Source organism: Mesorhizobium sp. WSM4983 (assembly GCF_029625765.1).
Classification (GTDB): domain Bacteria; phylum Pseudomonadota; class Alphaproteobacteria; order Rhizobiales; family Rhizobiaceae; genus Mesorhizobium.
Map to the genome: position 1 here is coordinate 22,433 of NZ_JARTVM010000004.1, position 16,230 is coordinate 38,662.

Here is a 16,230-nt window from a genome sequence, read left to right on the forward strand (position 1 = left end):
CTACACCAATTGCTTCGGTTTGACGTAGCGGAACAAAAGCGCCATCAGCGCGCCGACGAACACCACCAGCACGACGCTTATCGCCGCGCCCAGGCCCCAGTCCGGGCTCTGGAAGATGCGAAGATAGATGAGTTCGGCGATCATCACGCTGCGGCCGCCGCCGAGGATCGCCGGCGTGACGAAGAAGCCCAGAGAAAAGACGAAGGTGATCATCGCCGAGCCGATGATGCCCGAGCGCGTCATCGGCACGAACACCGTCCAGAAGGTGCGCATGCGGCTGGAGCCAAGCCCGCGCGCCGCGAGCAGCACGCGCTCGTCGAGGCTGCGCATGGCCGAAGCCAGCGGAAATACCGCGAAGGGGATGAGGAAATGCGACATGCCGACGATGACGCCGAACTCGTTGCGCACGAGCGTCAGCGGCTCGGAGATGAAGCCGATCGATTGCAGCCAGGTGTTGACGAGGCCGCGGTTGGACAACAGCGCCACCCAGCCGAAGGCGCGCGTCAGCACCGAGATCCAGAACGGCACCAGGATGCAGAATTCCGCAAGCACGCGCTGCACCGGGCTGCCGCGCACCCAGACGACCGTGATCGCATAGGCGGCGGTGACGGAAACGATGGTGACGATCGCCGCGATGCGCAACGTGCGGACGAATACCGACTGCACCAGCGGATCGCTGACCAGCGCGCCATATTGGCCGAGTCCCGGCGTCGGCAAGGTGAAGCTCCACTTCACCACGCCGAGGAAAGGCCAGGCATAGGCAAGGACCAGGAACAGGAGCAGCGGCGCCATCAACAGCGCCGCGCCCGTCCTGTCGGAGAGGGTGCCCCTCATGTCAGTTCAGCATCTCCGCCCGCTCAAGCCGAGATGATCTTGGTGTATTCGTCGAGCGCCGCGCCGTAGTTCTTGGCGTACCACTCCATGTCGAGCGGGATCTGCTTCTTCATGTTTTCCGGATCGACCGGGTTGATGCGCTTCTTGTCGGCCGGGATCAGCGCGTCGGCCGCCGGGTTGGCCGGGCCCTGGCCGAGCTTGTCGAACATCACCAGTTCCTTCTGCGGATCCTGCGTGCTGGCGATGAACTTCATCGCAGCTTCCTTGCCGCCGGGGTTGTTCTTCAGAACCGCGAGCGCGCCGGGCGAGATCAGGCCCTGGTCCCAGATGAACTTGATCTGGCCGCCCGAGTCCTGCTCGATCAGCGAGGCGCGCGTCGACCAGACGATCGCCATGGAAGCCTCGCCGTTGAGCAGCACGCTCTGGCTTTCGGCGCCGCCGCCCCAATAGGAGACGACGTTTTCCTTGAAGGCGGCGATCTTGTCATGCGCTCGCTTGAGGTCGAGCGGATAGAGCGAGGCGGGTGCCACGCCGTCGGCGAGCAGGGCGGCTTCCCAGCTCGACACACCCCATTTGTAGAGCGAGCGCTTGCCGGGGAATTTCTTCACGTCGAAAAAGTCGGCCATGCCGGTCGGTGCATTGGAGCCGAACTTCTGCGAGTCGTAGGCGATCACGTAGGAGAAGAAATAGGTCGACGCGGCAAATTCCCAGCCGAAGCCCGGCCGCATCTTGCTCTTATCGACGATCTTGTAGTCGATCGGCTCGAGCATGCCCTGGCCGCCCAGCGTAATGGCCGAGAACGGATCGACGTCGACCAGGTCCCAGGTCGGCGCGCCGCTCTTGAACTGCGCGGCGATCGCGCCCTCGGTCGGGCCCGAGCCGTCCATCTTCACCGGGATGCCGGTATCCTTGGTGAAGGCCTGGCCGTAGGCGGCGTCGTAAGCGGTGATGGCGTCGCCGCCCCAATTCACCAGCACCAGCCCCTTGGTCTCGGCTTGAGCATGGGTCGAGCGCAGCAGCATCGGCGTGCCGGCGAGCACGAGGCCTGCAAGCTGCGCGAATTGCCGGCGCGAGATCTCGCCGCGTCTTGCCCTCTCTGCGAGGGAGTCGATGGTCTGTTTCTTGGTCTCGTTCATGTCAGTTCCCCTTGTTTTAATTGATCTGATCCGGAAACCGACGCGGCGAATTCACGCCGCTTCGGCGCTCATTGTCCTCCGTCCGGCAGGAGGAAGCCCTTTTCCGCCGGCCAGGTCAGCCAGACGGAATTGCCCTTGCTCAACGCTGCCGCCGCCACCTCGTTCGGCACCGAGACGGTGACCTTCGCACCCTGGCGCGTGGTCAGGTCGAGCTTGGTCGCCGCACCCAGATAGGTCGAAGCGACAGCAGTGGCGGCGATGCCGTTTTCGCCGGCCGCTGCCTCCGGCGCGATCGACATGTGTTCCGGCCGGATTGCCAGGATAGCGTCGCCGCGGACCTTTTCTGCTTTGCAGCGCATGTTGACCGCCCGGTCCTCGCAGACACCGGTGGCGCCATTATCGGCGGGCTTGACGCCCTTCACCGGCAGCATGTTGATCTCGCCCAGGAACTCGGCGACGAAGCGGCTGGCCGGCCGGTCGTAGACCTCGTCCGGCCTGCCGACCTGCAAGAGCTTGCCGTGATTGAAAATGGCGACGCGCGAGGAAAGCGCCAGCGCCTCGCTCTGGTCGTGAGTGACGAAGACAAAGGTGGTGCCGGTCTCCTGGTGCAGCCGCTTCATCTCGGCCTGCATCTGGCCGCGCAGGCTCTTGTCCAGCGCCGAGAACGGCTCGTCGAGAAGCAGCACGCCCGGCTCGAACACCAGGGCGCGGGCGAGCGCCACGCGCTGCTGCTGGCCGCCGGAAAGCTGCGCCGGCAATTTCTTCTCGTGGCCTTTGAGACCGACGCGCTCGATCATCTCGCCGACACGGCTTTTGATCTCGGAAGCGGACTTCTTGCGCACCTTGAGCGGAAAGGCGATGTTCTGTTCCACGCTCATATGCGGGAACAAAGCATAGCCCTGGAATACCATGCCGGCGGCGCGCTGTTCGGCCGGCCGGTCGGTAATGTCGGTGCCGTCGCTGAAAAGCCTGCCCTCGCTCGGCTGCACGAAGCCGGCCAAGATCATCAGGAAGGTGGTCTTGCCGGAACCGGATGGCCCAAGCAGCGTCAGGAACTCGCCGCGGCCGATATCGAGCGTGAGATTGTCCAGCGCCCGGAACGAGCCGAAGCTCTTGCCTATCCCGTTCGCCTTGATCTCTGCGGCCCGGCCGGGTTGCTGCATCCTGCCTTCGTCCTCACGCTTGTTTCAAATCGTATGCACGGCGCGCGTTCACCGCAACCGAATAGTTTTCGTCTGTTCGGCAAATTTGATTCACGGGTGGGCAGGTGGCGGGAGCGTCTCCCGACTCGGGCGTTCGGAGCGCTCGCCAACGTTCGCGACTAAGATATCCTAAGGCGTGCCGGCGTCCTCCGCCTTCAATACTTCGCCAGCCTGCTTTCCAAAAGCTTCGCCCGCAGCCAGTCGCTGAAGGCATTGAGTACCGGGTGGCCCGCCTTGGCATGCTCGAAGACCAGATAGTAGGAGCGCGGCGAGGGCACCGTCGCTTCGAACGGCTTGACCAGCCTGCCCTCGCTCAGCGCCCGGCGGCCGGTCAGCTCGTCTCCCATGGCGATGCCCTGGCCGGCGATTGCCGCCGAGAACACGAGGTTCATGTCGGAAAAGAAGATGCCGCCTTCGGTGTCGGGATTCTCCACCTTGGACAGCGCCAGCCAGCGCGCCCAGTCCTCGGTATCGCTGAGATGCAGCAGGTTGGCGCGCAGGACGTCGGCGGGCTTGGAAAAGCCGCCCACCTTGTTGAGCAACGTCGGGCTGCAGAGCGGCGTGAAGGAGACCTCGCAAAGCAGCTCCACCGCGCGGTTCGGCCAGTTGCCGACGCCGAAGGCGATGAAGGCGTCGGCCTCCGGATTGCTGACATCGTCGAGCCGCCGCGGCGTCAGCACCGAGAGCGCGACGTCCGGATACATCTGCTGGAACTCGCCGATATGGGTGCATAGGAACATCGAGGCGAAGCCCGGCGGACAGGAGATACCGAAGGAGCCGCCGACGCCGGCGCCGCTGTTCTGCGTCCCCGCGTCGCCGAGCACGGTCAGCGCCTTCCTGACATCGGCGGCGTAGCGCTGGCCGCGCGGCGTCAGCGCCACGCCCTTGCCGATGCGCTGCAAGAGATCGAAGCCGAGGTCGCGTTCGAGCAGCCTCAGCTGATGCGAGACGGCGCTGCGGGTGAGGTGGAGTTCATCGGCCGCGCGCCACACGCTGCCGTGACGAGCAAAACTGTCGAGGGCGCGAAGCGCCTGCGTGGAAGGTATGCGCAAGAGGCCTCAGGTGAACCGAATTTGCACGAGCCGGGAAAACATATCACTTTTTGAAGAGCCGCTTCACTGCTTTCTTTGCGGCATGGAGAAACCGGTGACGACATCAGCGCAGGAAACGGCACTGGCCTGCATCGACGGCATCCAGCCGCTCTTGTCGGCCTGGACGCGCACCATCTTCGACCTCGGCGAGACCGCCTGGCGCGAGTACCAGTCCGCAGCCTGGTATGTCGACCGGCTGAAGCGTGAGGGCTTTTCGGTGGAAGAGGGCTCGGGCGGCATGCCGACCGCCTTCTGCGCGCATTGGACGAATGGCGAAGGACCGACGATCGGCATGTATGCCGAATACGACGCGGTGCCCGGCAACTGCCAGGATGCCGTGACGGTCAAGCAACCGCGGGCGGGGCTCAGCGTCGAGGCGGGTGGCCATACCGATCCGCACTCGGGCCTCGGCATTGGCAGCCTCGGCGGGCTGCTCGCCGCCAAGGCCGCGATGCAGCAGCATGGCATTCAAGGCACGCTGCGCTTCACTGGCGAGCCGGCAGAGAAGGTGAGGGGCTCGAAGCCGATCCATGCCGCCAAGGGCTATTATGACGGCCTTGCCGGCATGATCTCCTTTCATCCCTTCTATATGCTGCCGCTCTGCAACACCGCGCGCTGGGACACGCATTGCGGCGCGGCGTATTCGATGATCTACCGCTTCATTTGCGACGAGCCTCAGAACTGGGGTCGCGCAAGCGATGGCGCCCCGATCCCGCAGGCGCATTCCGCGGTCAGGGCGCCAGGTGCCAACGACGCGCTGATGATGATGTACATGGCTTCCAAGGCGCTGCGCGATTCCATGCTGACCCACCAGGGCGGCTGGTCGATCAGCGAAGCGATCCTGACCGCGGGCCAGGCGACCGCCGACAATCTGCCGGCGGGTCTTGCCGAGATCCAGTACATGATCCGCGTGCCGACCATCGCCATGGCCGAGCAGGTGACCGCCGTGCTCGACCGAAACGCGGAAGCCGCCGCCAGGATGAGCGGCTCCCGCTACGAACGCCACTGGGTGTCGAAGTCGCGCCCGGGACTGGCCAACCACGCCATGGCCGGCATCACCTATGAAGCGCTCTCGACCGTCGGTCCGCCACAGTGGAACGAAGAGGCGAGGGCGATCGCCCGCGAGGTCCAGGTCAATGCTGGCGGCGAGGCGACCGAGAATCCGTTCATCGACGAGCTGGAGCGCCTTATCACGCCGCAGGAGGCCGAGGCGATCCTGCGGCGCGACCTGCCGCCCTCGCAGGTGAACTCGACCTCGGACGACTATACCGACATGAGCTGGCACGCGCCGACATCGCGCTTCTACGTCGCCCGCCCGGCGCTGCGCTCGGCCAACGGTCACGCCTATCCCGCTTGGGTGATGAACGCGTTGGGCGGCATTGCGGCCACCATCGACCCGATGGTGACCTGCGCCTCCAAGACCGTCGCGCTCACCGCGCTTCGCCTACTGGAAGACAAGGCAGCGCGCGATGCGGCCATGGACGAATTCGTCAAGCGAACCGGCGGCGGCGCCGGCGGCTCGAACTGGATCGCGCCGCTTTGTGACTACGAGCCGCCGATAAACTTCCGCTGGCCGGAATATGTCACCACCGGGCGCGGGCGCGACTGGTGGATACCGAGCAGCCAATGATCTCAAGCAGACCGACCCCGAGGAGAACACCATGACCGTCCATGACCGCATCGTCGCTGAGCCGTTCTCGCTGCAGCGCCGCAATCCCAATGGCGGCACCAAGCCGCTCACTGCCTGGGGCTTCGCCAACGAGACCGACGTTCTGAGCGACGTGCTGCTCGGCTCGCCCAATTTCCTTCGCCATCTTTCGACCAGTTCGCTGTCCAGAAAGCATTTGCGCGAGGCGCCCTGCAACATCCAGATCGCCCAGGCGCAGCACAAGGACCTCGTCGCCGCTTACGAGCATTTCGGCGTCACCATCCACTGGCACGAGCCGACGCCGGAACTGCCGATGCAGGTCTATTCGCGCGACTCCAGCGTCATGACGCCCTACGGCGCGTTCATCACCGCAATGGCCAACTGGTGGCGGCGCGGCGAGAACTACGCCGCCATCCGCACCTATGAGAAGCTCGGCATCCCGATCTACGACATGGTGACCGCCGGCACCTTCGAGGGCGGCGACTTCAACGTCATCGAGGAAGGCGTGGTGCTGATCGGCTGCGGCGGCGCCCGCACGCAGGAGGAGGGAGCGCGCCAGGTGCAGGCCTGGTTCGACAAGGAAGGCTGGGAGACGCGCATCGCCTTCATCGACGAATACTACGTGCACATAGACCTGATGGTGGTGCCGATCGCCGAAAAGCTCACCGCCGTCTGCCTTGCTTGCACCGAGCCCGGCATCGTCGACTGGCTGAAGGGCAAGGGCCACGAGATCATCGACGTGCCCTTCCAGGATACGATGGCGCTCGGCTGCAACTTCATGTCGCTAGGCAAGGACAGGGTGATCGCCCCGACCTCGAGCAAGACGCTGATCGAAAAGCTGAAGGCACGCGGCTTCGAGGTGGCGGCCGTCGACATGAGCGAGATCTCCAAGACCGGCGGCGGCATTCACTGCATGGCGCAGGCGCTGAAGCGGGTGAAGGCATAGGAGCACGGCGCCGAAGCTGCCAATCTCCCCCTTGAGGGCCCTTGAGGGGGAGATCTCCAGCAGGACAGAAGGGGGCGCGAAAGAGCTTCGATCTGTCCCGTTTCGCTCCCGCTCTACGCTGCGCCGGTCCACTCAGCGTATCGCCTCAGGCCCATGCCGGCGAACAGCATAATCATCATGATAGTGAAGAAGAAGGCGATGCCGAGGTAGAAGAAATTCGCTATGGGCGAAATCTTCACATACCGCACCTGCTTGAACGGCACGCCGCTCGGCTTTGTCGCCGCCAGTCCGAGCCAGAAGAAGAGGGTGACGGCAACGAGCACGCCGATATAAGGATCCATCCAGTCCGGCACTCTGACGAAGCCGAAATTGAACGCAAACGCCCGGTTCGCTGACAATAGCAGCACAGACGATATCGAACAGGCAAACAACATGCGTTTCATGCGGCATTCCCCTATATCCGCAGCGATAATCTCTCTTGATTGAGAGCCTGTTATTCCTGCCCGTCAAGATTGCTGGCAACGCGCGTGCCGTTCTTGCCAATCGTTTGTTGAGCAACGCCCGCACGGCCGGCTCGCTGCCCGCGATAACTTGCGGGATGCCGAACATGAGCGCACACTAAAATTCGGGCGGAGGGGGCTCATCAACAAGAACGGGAGGAATTCATGAATGCCATGAGCTTCACTGCCCTTGAGGGCGGCAAGACCACAGTCGATGCCGCCGCCCTGGAAACGCTTTCGACGCAAATACGCGGCACGGTGCTGCGGGAGGGTGACGCCGGCTACGACGGCGCGCGCAGCATCTGGAATGACATGATCGACCGGCGGCCCGGGCTGATCGCGTGCTGCGTCGGCGCCTCCGATGTCGTTGCCGCGGTGAATTTCGCCCGTGAGAACGGACTTCTCGTCTCCGTGCGCGGCGGCGGTCACAACATTGCCGGCAGCGCCATCTGCGAGGGCGGCCTCGTCATCGATCTCTCCATGATGAAGTCTGTGCGGGTCGATGTCGCGGCGCGGCGCGCCTGGGTCGGACCCGGCGCCACGCTTGTCGATGTCGACCGGGAAACACAGGCCTTCGGACTGGCGCTGCCGACCGGCATCAACTCGACCACCGGTATTGCCGGCCTGACGCTAGGCGGCGGCTTCGGCTGGATCACCCGTAAATACGGGCTGACCATCGACAATCTCGTTTCGGCCGACGTGGTAACCGCGCACGGCAAGCTGCTGCGCGCCAGCGAGACCGAGAACGCGGACCTGTTCTGGGCGCTGCGCGGCGGCGGCGGCAATTTCGGCGTCGTCACGGGGTTCGAGTTCAAACTTCACCAGTTCGGGCCGCAAGTGCTGTCGGGCCTTGTCGTCCATCCCTTCGCCGATGCCGGGAAGGTGCTTCGGGAATACCGCGCCGCGCTCGAAACCGCCCCCGACGAACTGACCTGCTGGGTGGTCATGCGGCAGGCGCCGCCGCTGCCCTTCCTGCCGGCCGAATGGCACGGCAAGGAAGTGCTGGTGCTGGCCATGTGCTATTGCGGCGATATCGAGGCTGGCGAAAAGGCGACGCAAAAGCTCCGCGCCATCGGCACGCCGATCGCCGACGTCGTCGGTCCCAACCCGTTCACGGGCTGGCAGCAGGCCTTCGATCCGCTGCTCGCGCCTGGCGCCCGCAATTATTGGAAGAGCCATGACTTCACCGAGCTTTCCGACAGCGCGATCGAGATCACCACGACCGCGATATCCAGGCTTCCGGGTCCCGAATGCGAGATATTCTTCGGCCATGTCGGCGGCGTCGCTGGCCGCGTCCCGGCGGAAGCGACGGCGTTTCCGCAGCGGAGCTCGCATTTCGTCATGAATGTTCACGCCCGCTGGCGCGAACCGGCCATGGACAAGGCCTGCATCGAATGGGCTCGAGACATCTATGAAGCATCAAAGCCTCATGCTGCCGGAACGGCCTATGTGAACTTCATGCCGGAGGATGAGATCGACCGTGTCGAAGCGGCCTATGGCGGCAATTATCGCCGGTTGCTCGAGATCAAGCAGCGCTACGATCCGCAGAACCTGTTCCGCATGAACCAGAACCTGCGTCCGAAGGAAGGACTGCGGGCCGCCTGACGGGGCAGCATGCCTCAGCCGCGCCGTCCCGACGCGTCTCGTTGACGAAGCCTTGAAGCCTGGAGCGCGTCGAGCCGTTGCTGGAGATGGCCGTTGAACACGATCATCTCCTTCAGCGCCTTCACCGGGTCGCCCTTGTGCCGGGCGATGAACCGCTCGGCGATTGCCTGAAGCGCCGCTTCCTCGCGGCTGTCGAGCCTGACGATGTGATCCATCTCGGGTGCTCCGCAGGTTCCCACTAGCATGTAAACAAAAAGGGAACAAAATTGTCAACGACGAATTGACTCAGCGAGGAACGGGTTCCTATTTTGTCAGCAGATGGGGCGGTTGCTCAGGATCACGGAGAGCCGCGTTGGGCAGACGGAGAAGCCGCTATGACAGATTGTTCCGGTCGGACGCGGAGGCGATCATCCGCGATGCGTTGGAACTGCGCCAGACCGTGCTGGCGGCGCAGCTCAATCTCAAGACCAACGGCGAAATGTACTGGCGGCTCAACGGGTTGGTGGAGAGGCTGCATGAGATGATGGGCGCGGTGGCGGGCAGGGACCTCGATTTCCGCGCCGCCTGGCTCGGCCTGCTGCCGCTGCCTGAGGATTATTCAGACCGGACATGAGAAATGGCCGGACCCATGGACAGCGTCGGCCGGGCGGCCAAGGCCAACATGCTGCTCAGAGTCGAATGCCGCCACTGCTACCACGCCGGCCGCTTCAAGGCGAACGACGTCGCGAAGGTGGTCGGCTGGAACAAGCCGCTCGAAACCATCCGCTTCCGCTGCAAGCGCTGCGGCCGCAAGGACACTGAGGTCAAGACCCAGTTCATCGACCAGGACCATCCGCCCAAGGGTTATATCTGGGTGCTGCAGAAGGCGAGGAGCTAAAACAACGACCCCTGCGCCGGCGGTTCCGCCGGAAACTTGATCTGCGTCGCCGGCTTGTCCACGATCACCAGCGCGTCGTCCGGCGCCGGCCGCTGCAGCGTCTTCGCCTCCGACCACGGCGCTGTCAGCCACAGCTCGGTCTCCTCCTGAGTGGTCAGGATCACCGGCATCGCCTTCTCGTGGATCGGCGCGATCAACGCGTTCGGCCTGGTCGTCAGGAAGCCGTAGAGCTCGTGGTCGCCCGGACCTTCCTTCACCTTGCGCACGCCATGCCAGGGCGTCCACAGCCCGGCGAAGAAGAACAGCGGGCGGTCCTCGCCGAGCGCGAACCAGAAATTCTTCTGCACGCCGGTTTCAGGATCCTTGTCGCCGGGCTTTGGCGAGGGTTCGGCAAAGCTCGTCACCGGCACCAGGCAGCGGTTCTCGACGCCGAGATAAGGCAGCCAGTGGGCATATTGCGGGTTGCGGATGTTGGTCGTTCCGGGATCGGCATTGCCGCGCACGCGTTCTTGCGGCGTCGGCATGCCCCAGCGCAGCCGGGCGAGCTCGCGGCTGCCGTCGGCGGCATTGCGCACCACCGGCGCCGGCTGGTTCGGATAGATGTCGACCGAAGGTTCGAGATTGCCCGAAATGTCGCGCAGCGCTCGCGTCCACTGGCGGATCGCTTCCTGGCTTGTGGTGATGTTGTAAAGATTGCACATCGGCAGCATCCCCGTCCCGCCGATTGTTCCCATATTTTCCGCGGAGCGCAAACTGGTTGCCGGTGAGGCGATGGCAAGCCACACGAATTGAGGATATCGGGCGCTCAGCGTCTGCGCCCGCCGCGCCGCTTTGGCTCGGCCGGCTCCGCGGCCGGCGGCTCGCCCGGCAGGCCCAGCCGGTGGCGTTCCTCCTCGGCGAAGGCTTCGGCTTCCGCGTGGATGTTGAACAGTTGATGGGCCAGCCGGCCGCCTTCGACGACGCGCACCAGCCATTGGCCGTTGATGAATTTTACGCGGACACTGTCTGGTTCGCCTGCCACCATGTGCAGCTCCAGCTCGTCGTCCTAAGAATTGCATCCTCGAACAGCAATACGATTTAACGCACGAAGGGTCGCCGCAAGCAACCGCTTATTATCCTCAGCAGGAGAATAGTTGCAAGGCACGAGCACACTTGATGTCGAAAATACAGATTTCCGGTAAGGGCCGTTCAAAATGGATAAAATCCAGACACTGAAAGCTTGAAGGACACCCTAGGTAGAATTCGACTTCGATGCGGCGCCCGGTCCGCGCAACGATACGCCTCTCGAGCGCTTTGGAGCGATTGTGAGCGCGTGCAGGTCCACCGCGGCAGCAGCGCTGGTTACGGACCCATCGGTGGTGTGGAGGGCTTGCTTGCAAGGCGCGCCGACGGCCCGGCAGCCTGGGGGGGTGTTTTGGGTTCGGCGGCCGGGCCTGACCGGAGTTTGCGAGCCTGCCGGCTACTTCGAACATGCGCTTGTACTAATGCAAGGGCAAGAACGACCTAGGCCCTAGGACCAAAGCAGTGGGAGGGGCGCAAACGGCCGAATACGAGCACCGGCCCGCGCGAGGCTCCGGCCCGCCTCCACAGAACATTTGCCCAGCATCAGAAACCGAAGAACTGCTTGCCCACGAGGTAGCCCAGCGCCACGACTGCCAGCGGGAACAGCGCCGGCGCTATCCTGCCGAATGGCGAGGATCTTATCTCGCCCGCAGGGGCGTTGGGCTTGGCGTTGCCGAGGTTCTTGGTCATGGGTCCGTTACCGGAATTCGCTGCCGGGTGACCAACAATATTAGAAAGCGCTGATTAATTTTCTCACAATTCGATTGATGCAATTTGCAGCTATCGCCGGTAGTCGCTCTTCGCCCGGGGGTGCGCTTCCCGCTTCCTTGCCGATACCGTCAATGTCGGACCGGGCGAGCGTTCTACCCGCCTGGGAACCCTTCCCGCCCTCGCCAGGTTGATATGCGAGGCGAACCACCATGCTAGATAGGCCCCCTGCCGAAAACCCGGGAAGGACCCTCGCCATCGTGCTGGCGGTCGGCCTCACCATCATCGCCTTGTTCTTTATCGGCTTCAGATATTCGGAGCGCGATCAGGGAGCCTTGATCGTGCCCGGAACGGTGCAGGGCAGCAAGTGATCGAGCCGAAATCCTTGCCTGCTGCTAGGGCGCGGAAAAGGCTGTAACACTTTGATTTGCCTATCATCCCCTTCAAATCTTTTAGTTTCGGGATCATACGCCAGGGGAAGAAACAGGTTTTCCGAAACGTTTATCGAACAGGCAACGGTCAGCGCTTGGCGCCTGCCAAGGCGCGCTCATGAGCAAGGAACCCCTCCGGCAACAGCGCGCACCGCGCCGAGGCCCAGGGAGACAGTACATGTCCGCTAACGCCTACATCAACCGGATCGCGACGGCGGTTCCCCAGCATGAAGTCCACCAGTTCTACCTGCGCTACGCGGCCTCCATGCTCTGCAGCGACCGCAGGAAACTATTCGAACGCATGGCCGGGCTTGCCGGCATTGACCACCGCTTCTCCTGCTTTGCCCCGGCTCTCGACCCCGAAGGGCCGTCGGTCGATCTCGGCGGGATCTTCAAGCGCGGGGCATTTCCCGGGACGGCCGCCAGAATGGCTATGTTCGCAGAGGCCGCCCCCGCGCTGGCGCAAAAGGGCGTCGACGGGCTGCATCTCGGCAACGAGGCTTCGCGCATCACACACCTCATCGTCACCACCTGCACCGGTTTCTCCGCGCCCGGCATCGACCTCGACCTGGTTCAGCGCTGCGGCCTTGCGGACGGCGTCGAACGCACGATGATCGGTTTCATGGGCTGCTACGCTGCGGTCAACGGCCTCAAGCTTGCACGCCACATCGTACGCTCCGATCCGGGGGCAAGGGTACTGCTGGTCAACATCGAGATCTGCACACTACACATCAGGGAAACCACCGAACTGGAAAAGCTGCTCTGCTTCTGCCTCTGGGGCGACGGCTGCGCTGCGAGCATCGTCACCGCCGAGCCGCCCGGCATCGAGCTCGACTCCTTCCGCTGCGCCGTCGCGAACGAGCAGCGCGAACTGATGACCTGGGATATCCGTGACCAAGGTTTCGACATGGTTCTTTCCGGCAAGGTGCCGGCCGCTGTCCAGGAAGCCCTGCGCAGCAACCGGGACGCGATCCTCGGAGGCCGGGCGCCGGAAGCGATCGACCTCTGGGCTGTGCATCCCGGCGGCCGCAGCATTCTCGACGCCGTCGAAAGGGCGTTTGAACTCGAGCCCGCCGCGCTCGAGCCGTCGCGCGAGGTGTTGCGCCAATATGGCAACATGTCGTCGCCAACCGTCATGTTCGTGATGGAGAAGATGCTGAAGCAGCCGGGCGGGCTGCTCGGCTGCGGCATGTCGTTCGGGCCCGGGCTGACGGCCGAGACCATGCTGTTCAGGACCGTCTCATGAGTGCGCTCGTTGAACGCAGCCTCGTTCCGGAAATCCTGGACGGGCTCGCGGCCGACGATGCGCGGGCAATCCGCTCGCGCCGCGATCTCGCCCGCATCAACGCGCTGATGTTCCAGGCGCCGATCATGGCTTCGCTCATGCGGAAATTTTTGCCGAGGCCGCCCGGCCGCATCCTGGAGATCGGCGCCGGCGACGGCACCTTCATGCTCAAGGTGGCGTGGCGCATGGCACGCGATTGGCGCGAGGTGGAACTGACGATGCTCGATCGCGTCCGCCTCGCCACGCCGAGGCTCGCGGCGGATTTCGCCGGGCTGGGATGGAGGGTCGAAACCATCACCGCAGATGTCTTCGATTGGGCGGAGAAGGGGGATGGCAGACCCTTCGACGCGATCACGGTCAACCTCTTCCTGCATCATTTCAGCGATGCTGCACTGCTTCGCCTGTTCTCGCTATTGCGGCCCAAGGCGCCGCTCATCCTGGCGACGGAACCGCTGCGGGCGGGCTTTGCACTGGTCGCGGCCCGGATTCTGCCGGCAATTGGCGTCAACGACGTCACGCGACATGATGCGGTTGAAAGCGTCCGCGCCGGCTTTCGCGGCCACGAGCTTTCCGATCTTTGGGCTGCCGCCGGCGGCAACCCGCTCGAGGAACGGCGCGCAGGGCCTTTCTCGCATGTCTTTGTCGGGGCCTCGGCGATCCAGGTCGGGGATGCGCCCAGGGATAAGCCGTGAAGCGCGCATCCACCCACGATGCGATCATCATCGGCGCCGGCCCGGCGGGCACGTCGGCGGCGCTGGCGCTCGCCCGGCGCGGATGGGCTGTCGCGATCGTGGAGAAGAGCGCGTTTCCGCGCCGCAAGGTATGCGGCGAATACATCTCGGCAAGCAACCTCGCGCTCCTTGACCGGCTGGGTATCGGCGATGCTTGGCGCGGCGAGGCCGGTCCGGAAATACGCCGGGTCGGCCTCTTTTCCGGCAATGCCAGCATCGAGGCGCCGATGCCGGGCGCGCGATCCGGACCCGCGGCAAGAAACGGCTTCGGCCGCGCGCTTGGCCGCGACATATTGGACACGCTGCTGCTCGACGCGGCCCGCTCGGCTGGCGTGGAAGTGTTCCAGCCCTGCCGTGCCGTCGCCATCGAAAGGGATGGCGACCGCCAGGCGGTGCGGATCCAGGCTACAAGCGGCAGTCCCGGCGAGGAGGGGAAGACCCTGCGGGCATCGGTAATCGTCGCTGCACACGGTTCGTGGGAGCCGGGGCCGCTGCCGAGCCAGCTCGGGAAGCAAAGCCGCTCCTCGGACCTGCTCGGGTTCAAGGCACATTTCACCGGGTCGGCGCTGCCGCCCGATCTGATGCCGCTGCTCACTTTTCCCGGCGGCTACGGCGGCATGGTGCTCGCCGACCGTGGCCGCCTATCGATCTCGTGCTGCATTAGGCGCGACGTGCTTGCCCGGCTGCGCGGCAGCCTTGCCCGCGAACGCGGCGGCCATGTCCCGGCGGCCGAAGCCGTCGAGCGTCACATCATGGCGACATGCCGGGGCGCGCGGGACGCGCTGGCGGATGCCCGTCTCGATGGTCCGTGGCTCGCCGCCGGTCCGATCCGGCCGGGGATCCGCGCAGGCTACGAAGCAGACATCTTCCGCGTCGGCAATGTCGCTGGCGAGTCGCATCCGATTATCGCCGAGGGGATATCGATGGCGCTTCAGTCCGGCTGGCTTGTGGCTCAGGAATTCGGCGGGGCGGCGAGCGGGCGGGCGGGACGGGAAGCGGCCGGCCAACGCTACGAGGCGGTCTGGCGAAGATTATTCTCCACGCGGGTCCTGGCCGCCGAAGCCCTGGCTCGGTTAGCCCTCGGCCCCGGCGGCGCCGCGTTGATGGAGGCAGTCGTCCGCAATTTTCCACGCACGCTCACCTTTGGAGCGCGGCTCAGCGGCAAGACGAAACCTGTCCCCGGTTTGGCCGATGCGCGCCTGGCTCGATAGGTTGGCCTAGAGTTCAGCCACGATGATGTCGACTGAATTTTGGCGGCGACCTCACCGCTGCCGTGCCTGTCCGCAATCACCGAAGTGGCGTAATCCGTTGCTGCTCCAGTTGCGGCGTGCGCCAGGAAGCGCTGCGGATCGTCGGGACCTTGCCCTCACCCGCAGTTCGATCGCGCGCGACAAGAGCACACTATCGTTCAGCTCGCTTTCGAGTCGAGCCCACACTGGCATACGCGCCTATAGCGGTGCGTGGATTCCGTCCCGCGCAGCCGCAGTCGGGTTATGGAACATTCCGGCTCAACCGGAGTTTGCATATATCCGGCTTTCTGCCGCCGAGCCCCTGATGCGTTGTGATGTGGCCTGAGGGCGGCGCTCGCCACGCCTCGAGGAGGCCATACGATGGTCCAGCACACGATCCCTCGCAATCCGCACAGCACGGCTAGCATTGCCGGCCATCCTGTTCATGCAATGCTGATACCGTTCCCGATCGCCTTCTTCGTCGCGACCTTCGTTTGCGACCTTATCTTCTGGCGAACCGGTAATCCGGGCTGGGTCACCGCTACGCTCTGGCTGCTGGGGGCAGGTCTGATCATGGCCGTGCTGGCGGCTCTTGCCGGTTTGACCGATGTCCTGGGGGACACCCAGATTCGCAATCTCCAGGACGCATGGCTTCACGCCGGCGGCAACGTGATCGTCGTTCTCATCGAACTTTACAACTGGTACTCGCGATATGCCGACGCGGAGGCAGCGGTAGTGCCGGTTGGCCTTGTCCTGTCGCTGATCGTTGTCCTCATCCTTCTGTTCACCGGCTGGAAGGGTTGGGGAATGGTCTATCGGCATCACGTCGGCGTTGCCGACGATCCGGACCAAATGCGCTGAATGCGCCCGTTTTTCCGGTGATTGAAGCAGCTCCAGGATTTCGCTGGAAGCTGTGTAAGAACAATCAGTTGGATTGGGGAAGCG

Annotated in this window: 19 protein-coding genes; 10 read left to right on the forward strand and 9 right to left on the reverse strand. The window is 64.2% G+C overall.

The window, feature by feature from the left end; genetic code table 11:
* From P9254_RS14000 to P9254_RS14015, 4 genes are all read right to left on the reverse strand, one after another.
* Positions 1-834, reverse strand: a complete 834-nt coding sequence (locus P9254_RS14000; protein ID WP_066999251.1) for an ABC transporter permease — start codon at positions 832-834, stop codon at positions 1-3.
* 23 nt (positions 835-857) lie between these two features.
* Positions 858-1,970, reverse strand: a complete 1,113-nt coding sequence (locus P9254_RS14005; protein ID WP_278056598.1) for an ABC transporter substrate-binding protein — start codon at positions 1,968-1,970, stop codon at positions 858-860.
* A 68-nt stretch (positions 1,971-2,038) separates the two neighbouring features.
* A complete protein-coding gene (locus P9254_RS14010; RefSeq protein ID WP_095801538.1) occupies positions 2,039-3,133 on the reverse strand; it encodes an ABC transporter ATP-binding protein in 1,095 nt (364 codons plus the stop codon).
* Positions 3,134-3,327: 194 nt separating this feature from the next.
* The gene (locus tag P9254_RS14015) at positions 3,328-4,224 is read right to left on the reverse strand and encodes a LysR substrate-binding domain-containing protein (RefSeq protein ID WP_066999260.1); all 897 of its coding nucleotides are present in this window, start codon (positions 4,222-4,224) and stop codon (positions 3,328-3,330) included.
* A gap of 82 nt (positions 4,225-4,306) precedes the next feature.
* Here P9254_RS14015 and P9254_RS14020 point away from each other — a divergent pair, with 82 nt between their 5' ends.
* Both P9254_RS14020 and P9254_RS14025 read left to right on the forward strand, forming a co-directional pair.
* Positions 4,307-5,893, forward strand: coding sequence for an amidohydrolase (locus tag P9254_RS14020; protein ID WP_164746764.1), 1,587 nt, complete (start codon positions 4,307-4,309; stop codon positions 5,891-5,893).
* A 31-nt stretch (positions 5,894-5,924) separates the two neighbouring features.
* Positions 5,925-6,857 (forward strand): dimethylarginine dimethylaminohydrolase family protein, encoded by a 933-nt coding sequence (locus P9254_RS14025; RefSeq protein WP_127325416.1) that lies wholly within the window; start codon positions 5,925-5,927, stop codon positions 6,855-6,857.
* A 113-nt stretch (positions 6,858-6,970) separates the two neighbouring features.
* Here the strand turns inward: P9254_RS14025 and P9254_RS14030 are convergent, their stop codons facing one another.
* The gene (locus tag P9254_RS14030; protein WP_127246655.1) at positions 6,971-7,300 is read right to left on the reverse strand and encodes a hypothetical protein; all 330 of its coding nucleotides are present in this window, start codon (positions 7,298-7,300) and stop codon (positions 6,971-6,973) included.
* Between the two features lie 222 nt (positions 7,301-7,522).
* On the opposite strand from P9254_RS14030, the gene P9254_RS14035 reads away from it, so the two are divergent.
* Positions 7,523-8,962 carry an FAD-binding oxidoreductase gene (locus P9254_RS14035; RefSeq protein WP_095801537.1) on the forward strand — a complete coding sequence of 480 codons (1,440 nt, stop codon included), beginning with the start codon at positions 7,523-7,525 and terminating at the stop codon, positions 8,960-8,962.
* A 14-nt stretch (positions 8,963-8,976) separates the two neighbouring features.
* Here the strand turns inward: P9254_RS14035 and P9254_RS14040 are convergent, their stop codons facing one another.
* Positions 8,977-9,177, reverse strand: a complete 201-nt coding sequence (locus P9254_RS14040) for a hypothetical protein (RefSeq protein WP_095779104.1) — start codon at positions 9,175-9,177, stop codon at positions 8,977-8,979.
* 137 nt (positions 9,178-9,314) lie between these two features.
* On the opposite strand from P9254_RS14040, the gene P9254_RS14045 reads away from it, so the two are divergent.
* Together P9254_RS14045 and P9254_RS14050 are read left to right on the forward strand one after the other, a co-directional pair.
* A complete protein-coding gene (locus P9254_RS14045; protein ID WP_127246657.1) occupies positions 9,315-9,575 on the forward strand; it encodes a hypothetical protein in 261 nt (86 codons plus the stop codon).
* A gap of 3 nt (positions 9,576-9,578) precedes the next feature.
* The gene (locus P9254_RS14050) at positions 9,579-9,839 is read left to right on the forward strand and encodes a hypothetical protein (protein ID WP_127246658.1); all 261 of its coding nucleotides are present in this window, start codon (positions 9,579-9,581) and stop codon (positions 9,837-9,839) included.
* On the opposite strand, the gene P9254_RS14055 is transcribed toward P9254_RS14050, so the two are convergent.
* From P9254_RS14055 to P9254_RS14065, 3 genes are all read right to left on the reverse strand, one after another.
* The gene (locus P9254_RS14055) at positions 9,836-10,540 is read right to left on the reverse strand and encodes an SOS response-associated peptidase (protein ID WP_278056603.1); all 705 of its coding nucleotides are present in this window, start codon (positions 10,538-10,540) and stop codon (positions 9,836-9,838) included. The two genes, P9254_RS14050 and P9254_RS14055, sit on opposite strands and share 4 nt — an antisense overlap.
* A gap of 104 nt (positions 10,541-10,644) precedes the next feature.
* Positions 10,645-10,863 carry a hypothetical protein gene (locus P9254_RS14060; RefSeq protein ID WP_066999287.1) on the reverse strand — a complete coding sequence of 73 codons (219 nt, stop codon included), beginning with the start codon at positions 10,861-10,863 and terminating at the stop codon, positions 10,645-10,647.
* Between the two features lie 581 nt (positions 10,864-11,444).
* On the reverse strand, positions 11,445-11,591 hold the full coding sequence (locus tag P9254_RS14065) for a hypothetical protein (RefSeq protein ID WP_082954140.1): 147 nt from the start codon (positions 11,589-11,591) through the stop codon (positions 11,445-11,447).
* Between the two features lie 230 nt (positions 11,592-11,821).
* Between P9254_RS14065 and P9254_RS14070 the strand changes: the two genes are divergently transcribed.
* The 5 genes from P9254_RS14070 (at position 11,822) to P9254_RS14090 (ending at position 16,146) form a co-directional block, all read left to right on the forward strand.
* Positions 11,822-11,980: a hypothetical protein gene (locus tag P9254_RS14070; RefSeq protein ID WP_164748208.1), complete on the forward strand. Its 159-nt coding sequence runs from the start codon at positions 11,822-11,824 to the stop codon at positions 11,978-11,980.
* Positions 11,981-12,158: 178 nt separating this feature from the next.
* Positions 12,159-13,286, forward strand: coding sequence for a type III polyketide synthase (locus P9254_RS14075; RefSeq protein WP_336619652.1), 1,128 nt, complete (start codon positions 12,159-12,161; stop codon positions 13,284-13,286).
* Positions 13,283-14,017 carry a methyltransferase domain-containing protein gene (locus tag P9254_RS14080; RefSeq protein ID WP_278056606.1) on the forward strand — a complete coding sequence of 245 codons (735 nt, stop codon included), beginning with the start codon at positions 13,283-13,285 and terminating at the stop codon, positions 14,015-14,017. Before P9254_RS14075 ends, P9254_RS14080 begins: the two co-directional genes overlap by 4 nt.
* Positions 14,014-15,267: an NAD(P)/FAD-dependent oxidoreductase gene (locus P9254_RS14085; protein WP_278056608.1), complete on the forward strand. Its 1,254-nt coding sequence runs from the start codon at positions 14,014-14,016 to the stop codon at positions 15,265-15,267. Before P9254_RS14080 ends, P9254_RS14085 begins: the two co-directional genes overlap by 4 nt.
* Positions 15,268-15,666: 399 nt before the next feature.
* Positions 15,667-16,146 carry a DUF2231 domain-containing protein gene (locus P9254_RS14090; protein ID WP_278056609.1) on the forward strand — a complete coding sequence of 160 codons (480 nt, stop codon included), beginning with the start codon at positions 15,667-15,669 and terminating at the stop codon, positions 16,144-16,146.
* Positions 16,147-16,230 lie beyond the last annotated feature (84 nt).

Excerpts from the sequence above, each read along its gene's own strand:
- P9254_RS14000 (WP_066999251.1), bottom strand. The coding sequence starts at position 834 with ATGAGGGGCACCCTCTCCGACAGGACGGGCGCGGCGCTGTTGATGGCG.
- P9254_RS14005 (WP_278056598.1), bottom strand. The coding sequence starts at position 1,970 with ATGAACGAGACCAAGAAACAGACCATCGACTCCCTCGCAGAGAGGGCA.
- P9254_RS14010 (WP_095801538.1), bottom strand. The coding sequence starts at position 3,133 with ATGCAGCAACCCGGCCGGGCCGCAGAGATCAAGGCGAACGGGATAGGC.
- P9254_RS14020 (WP_164746764.1), top strand. The coding sequence starts at position 4,307 with ATGGAGAAACCGGTGACGACATCAGCGCAGGAAACGGCACTGGCCTGC.
- P9254_RS14025 (WP_127325416.1), top strand. The coding sequence starts at position 5,925 with ATGACCGTCCATGACCGCATCGTCGCTGAGCCGTTCTCGCTGCAGCGC.
- P9254_RS14030 (WP_127246655.1), bottom strand. The coding sequence starts at position 7,300 with ATGAAACGCATGTTGTTTGCCTGTTCGATATCGTCTGTGCTGCTATTG.
- P9254_RS14035 (WP_095801537.1), top strand. The coding sequence starts at position 7,523 with ATGAATGCCATGAGCTTCACTGCCCTTGAGGGCGGCAAGACCACAGTC.
- P9254_RS14040 (WP_095779104.1), bottom strand. The coding sequence starts at position 9,177 with ATGGATCACATCGTCAGGCTCGACAGCCGCGAGGAAGCGGCGCTTCAG.
- P9254_RS14050 (WP_127246658.1), top strand. The coding sequence starts at position 9,579 with ATGGCCGGACCCATGGACAGCGTCGGCCGGGCGGCCAAGGCCAACATG.
- P9254_RS14055 (WP_278056603.1), bottom strand. The coding sequence starts at position 10,540 with ATGTGCAATCTTTACAACATCACCACAAGCCAGGAAGCGATCCGCCAG.
- P9254_RS14060 (WP_066999287.1), bottom strand. The coding sequence starts at position 10,863 with ATGGTGGCAGGCGAACCAGACAGTGTCCGCGTAAAATTCATCAACGGC.
- P9254_RS14065 (WP_082954140.1), bottom strand. The coding sequence starts at position 11,591 with ATGACCAAGAACCTCGGCAACGCCAAGCCCAACGCCCCTGCGGGCGAG.
- P9254_RS14070 (WP_164748208.1), top strand. The coding sequence starts at position 11,822 with ATGCTAGATAGGCCCCCTGCCGAAAACCCGGGAAGGACCCTCGCCATC.
- P9254_RS14075 (WP_336619652.1), top strand. The coding sequence starts at position 12,159 with ATGAGCAAGGAACCCCTCCGGCAACAGCGCGCACCGCGCCGAGGCCCA.
- P9254_RS14080 (WP_278056606.1), top strand. The coding sequence starts at position 13,283 with ATGAGTGCGCTCGTTGAACGCAGCCTCGTTCCGGAAATCCTGGACGGG.
- P9254_RS14090 (WP_278056609.1), top strand. The coding sequence starts at position 15,667 with ATGGTCCAGCACACGATCCCTCGCAATCCGCACAGCACGGCTAGCATT.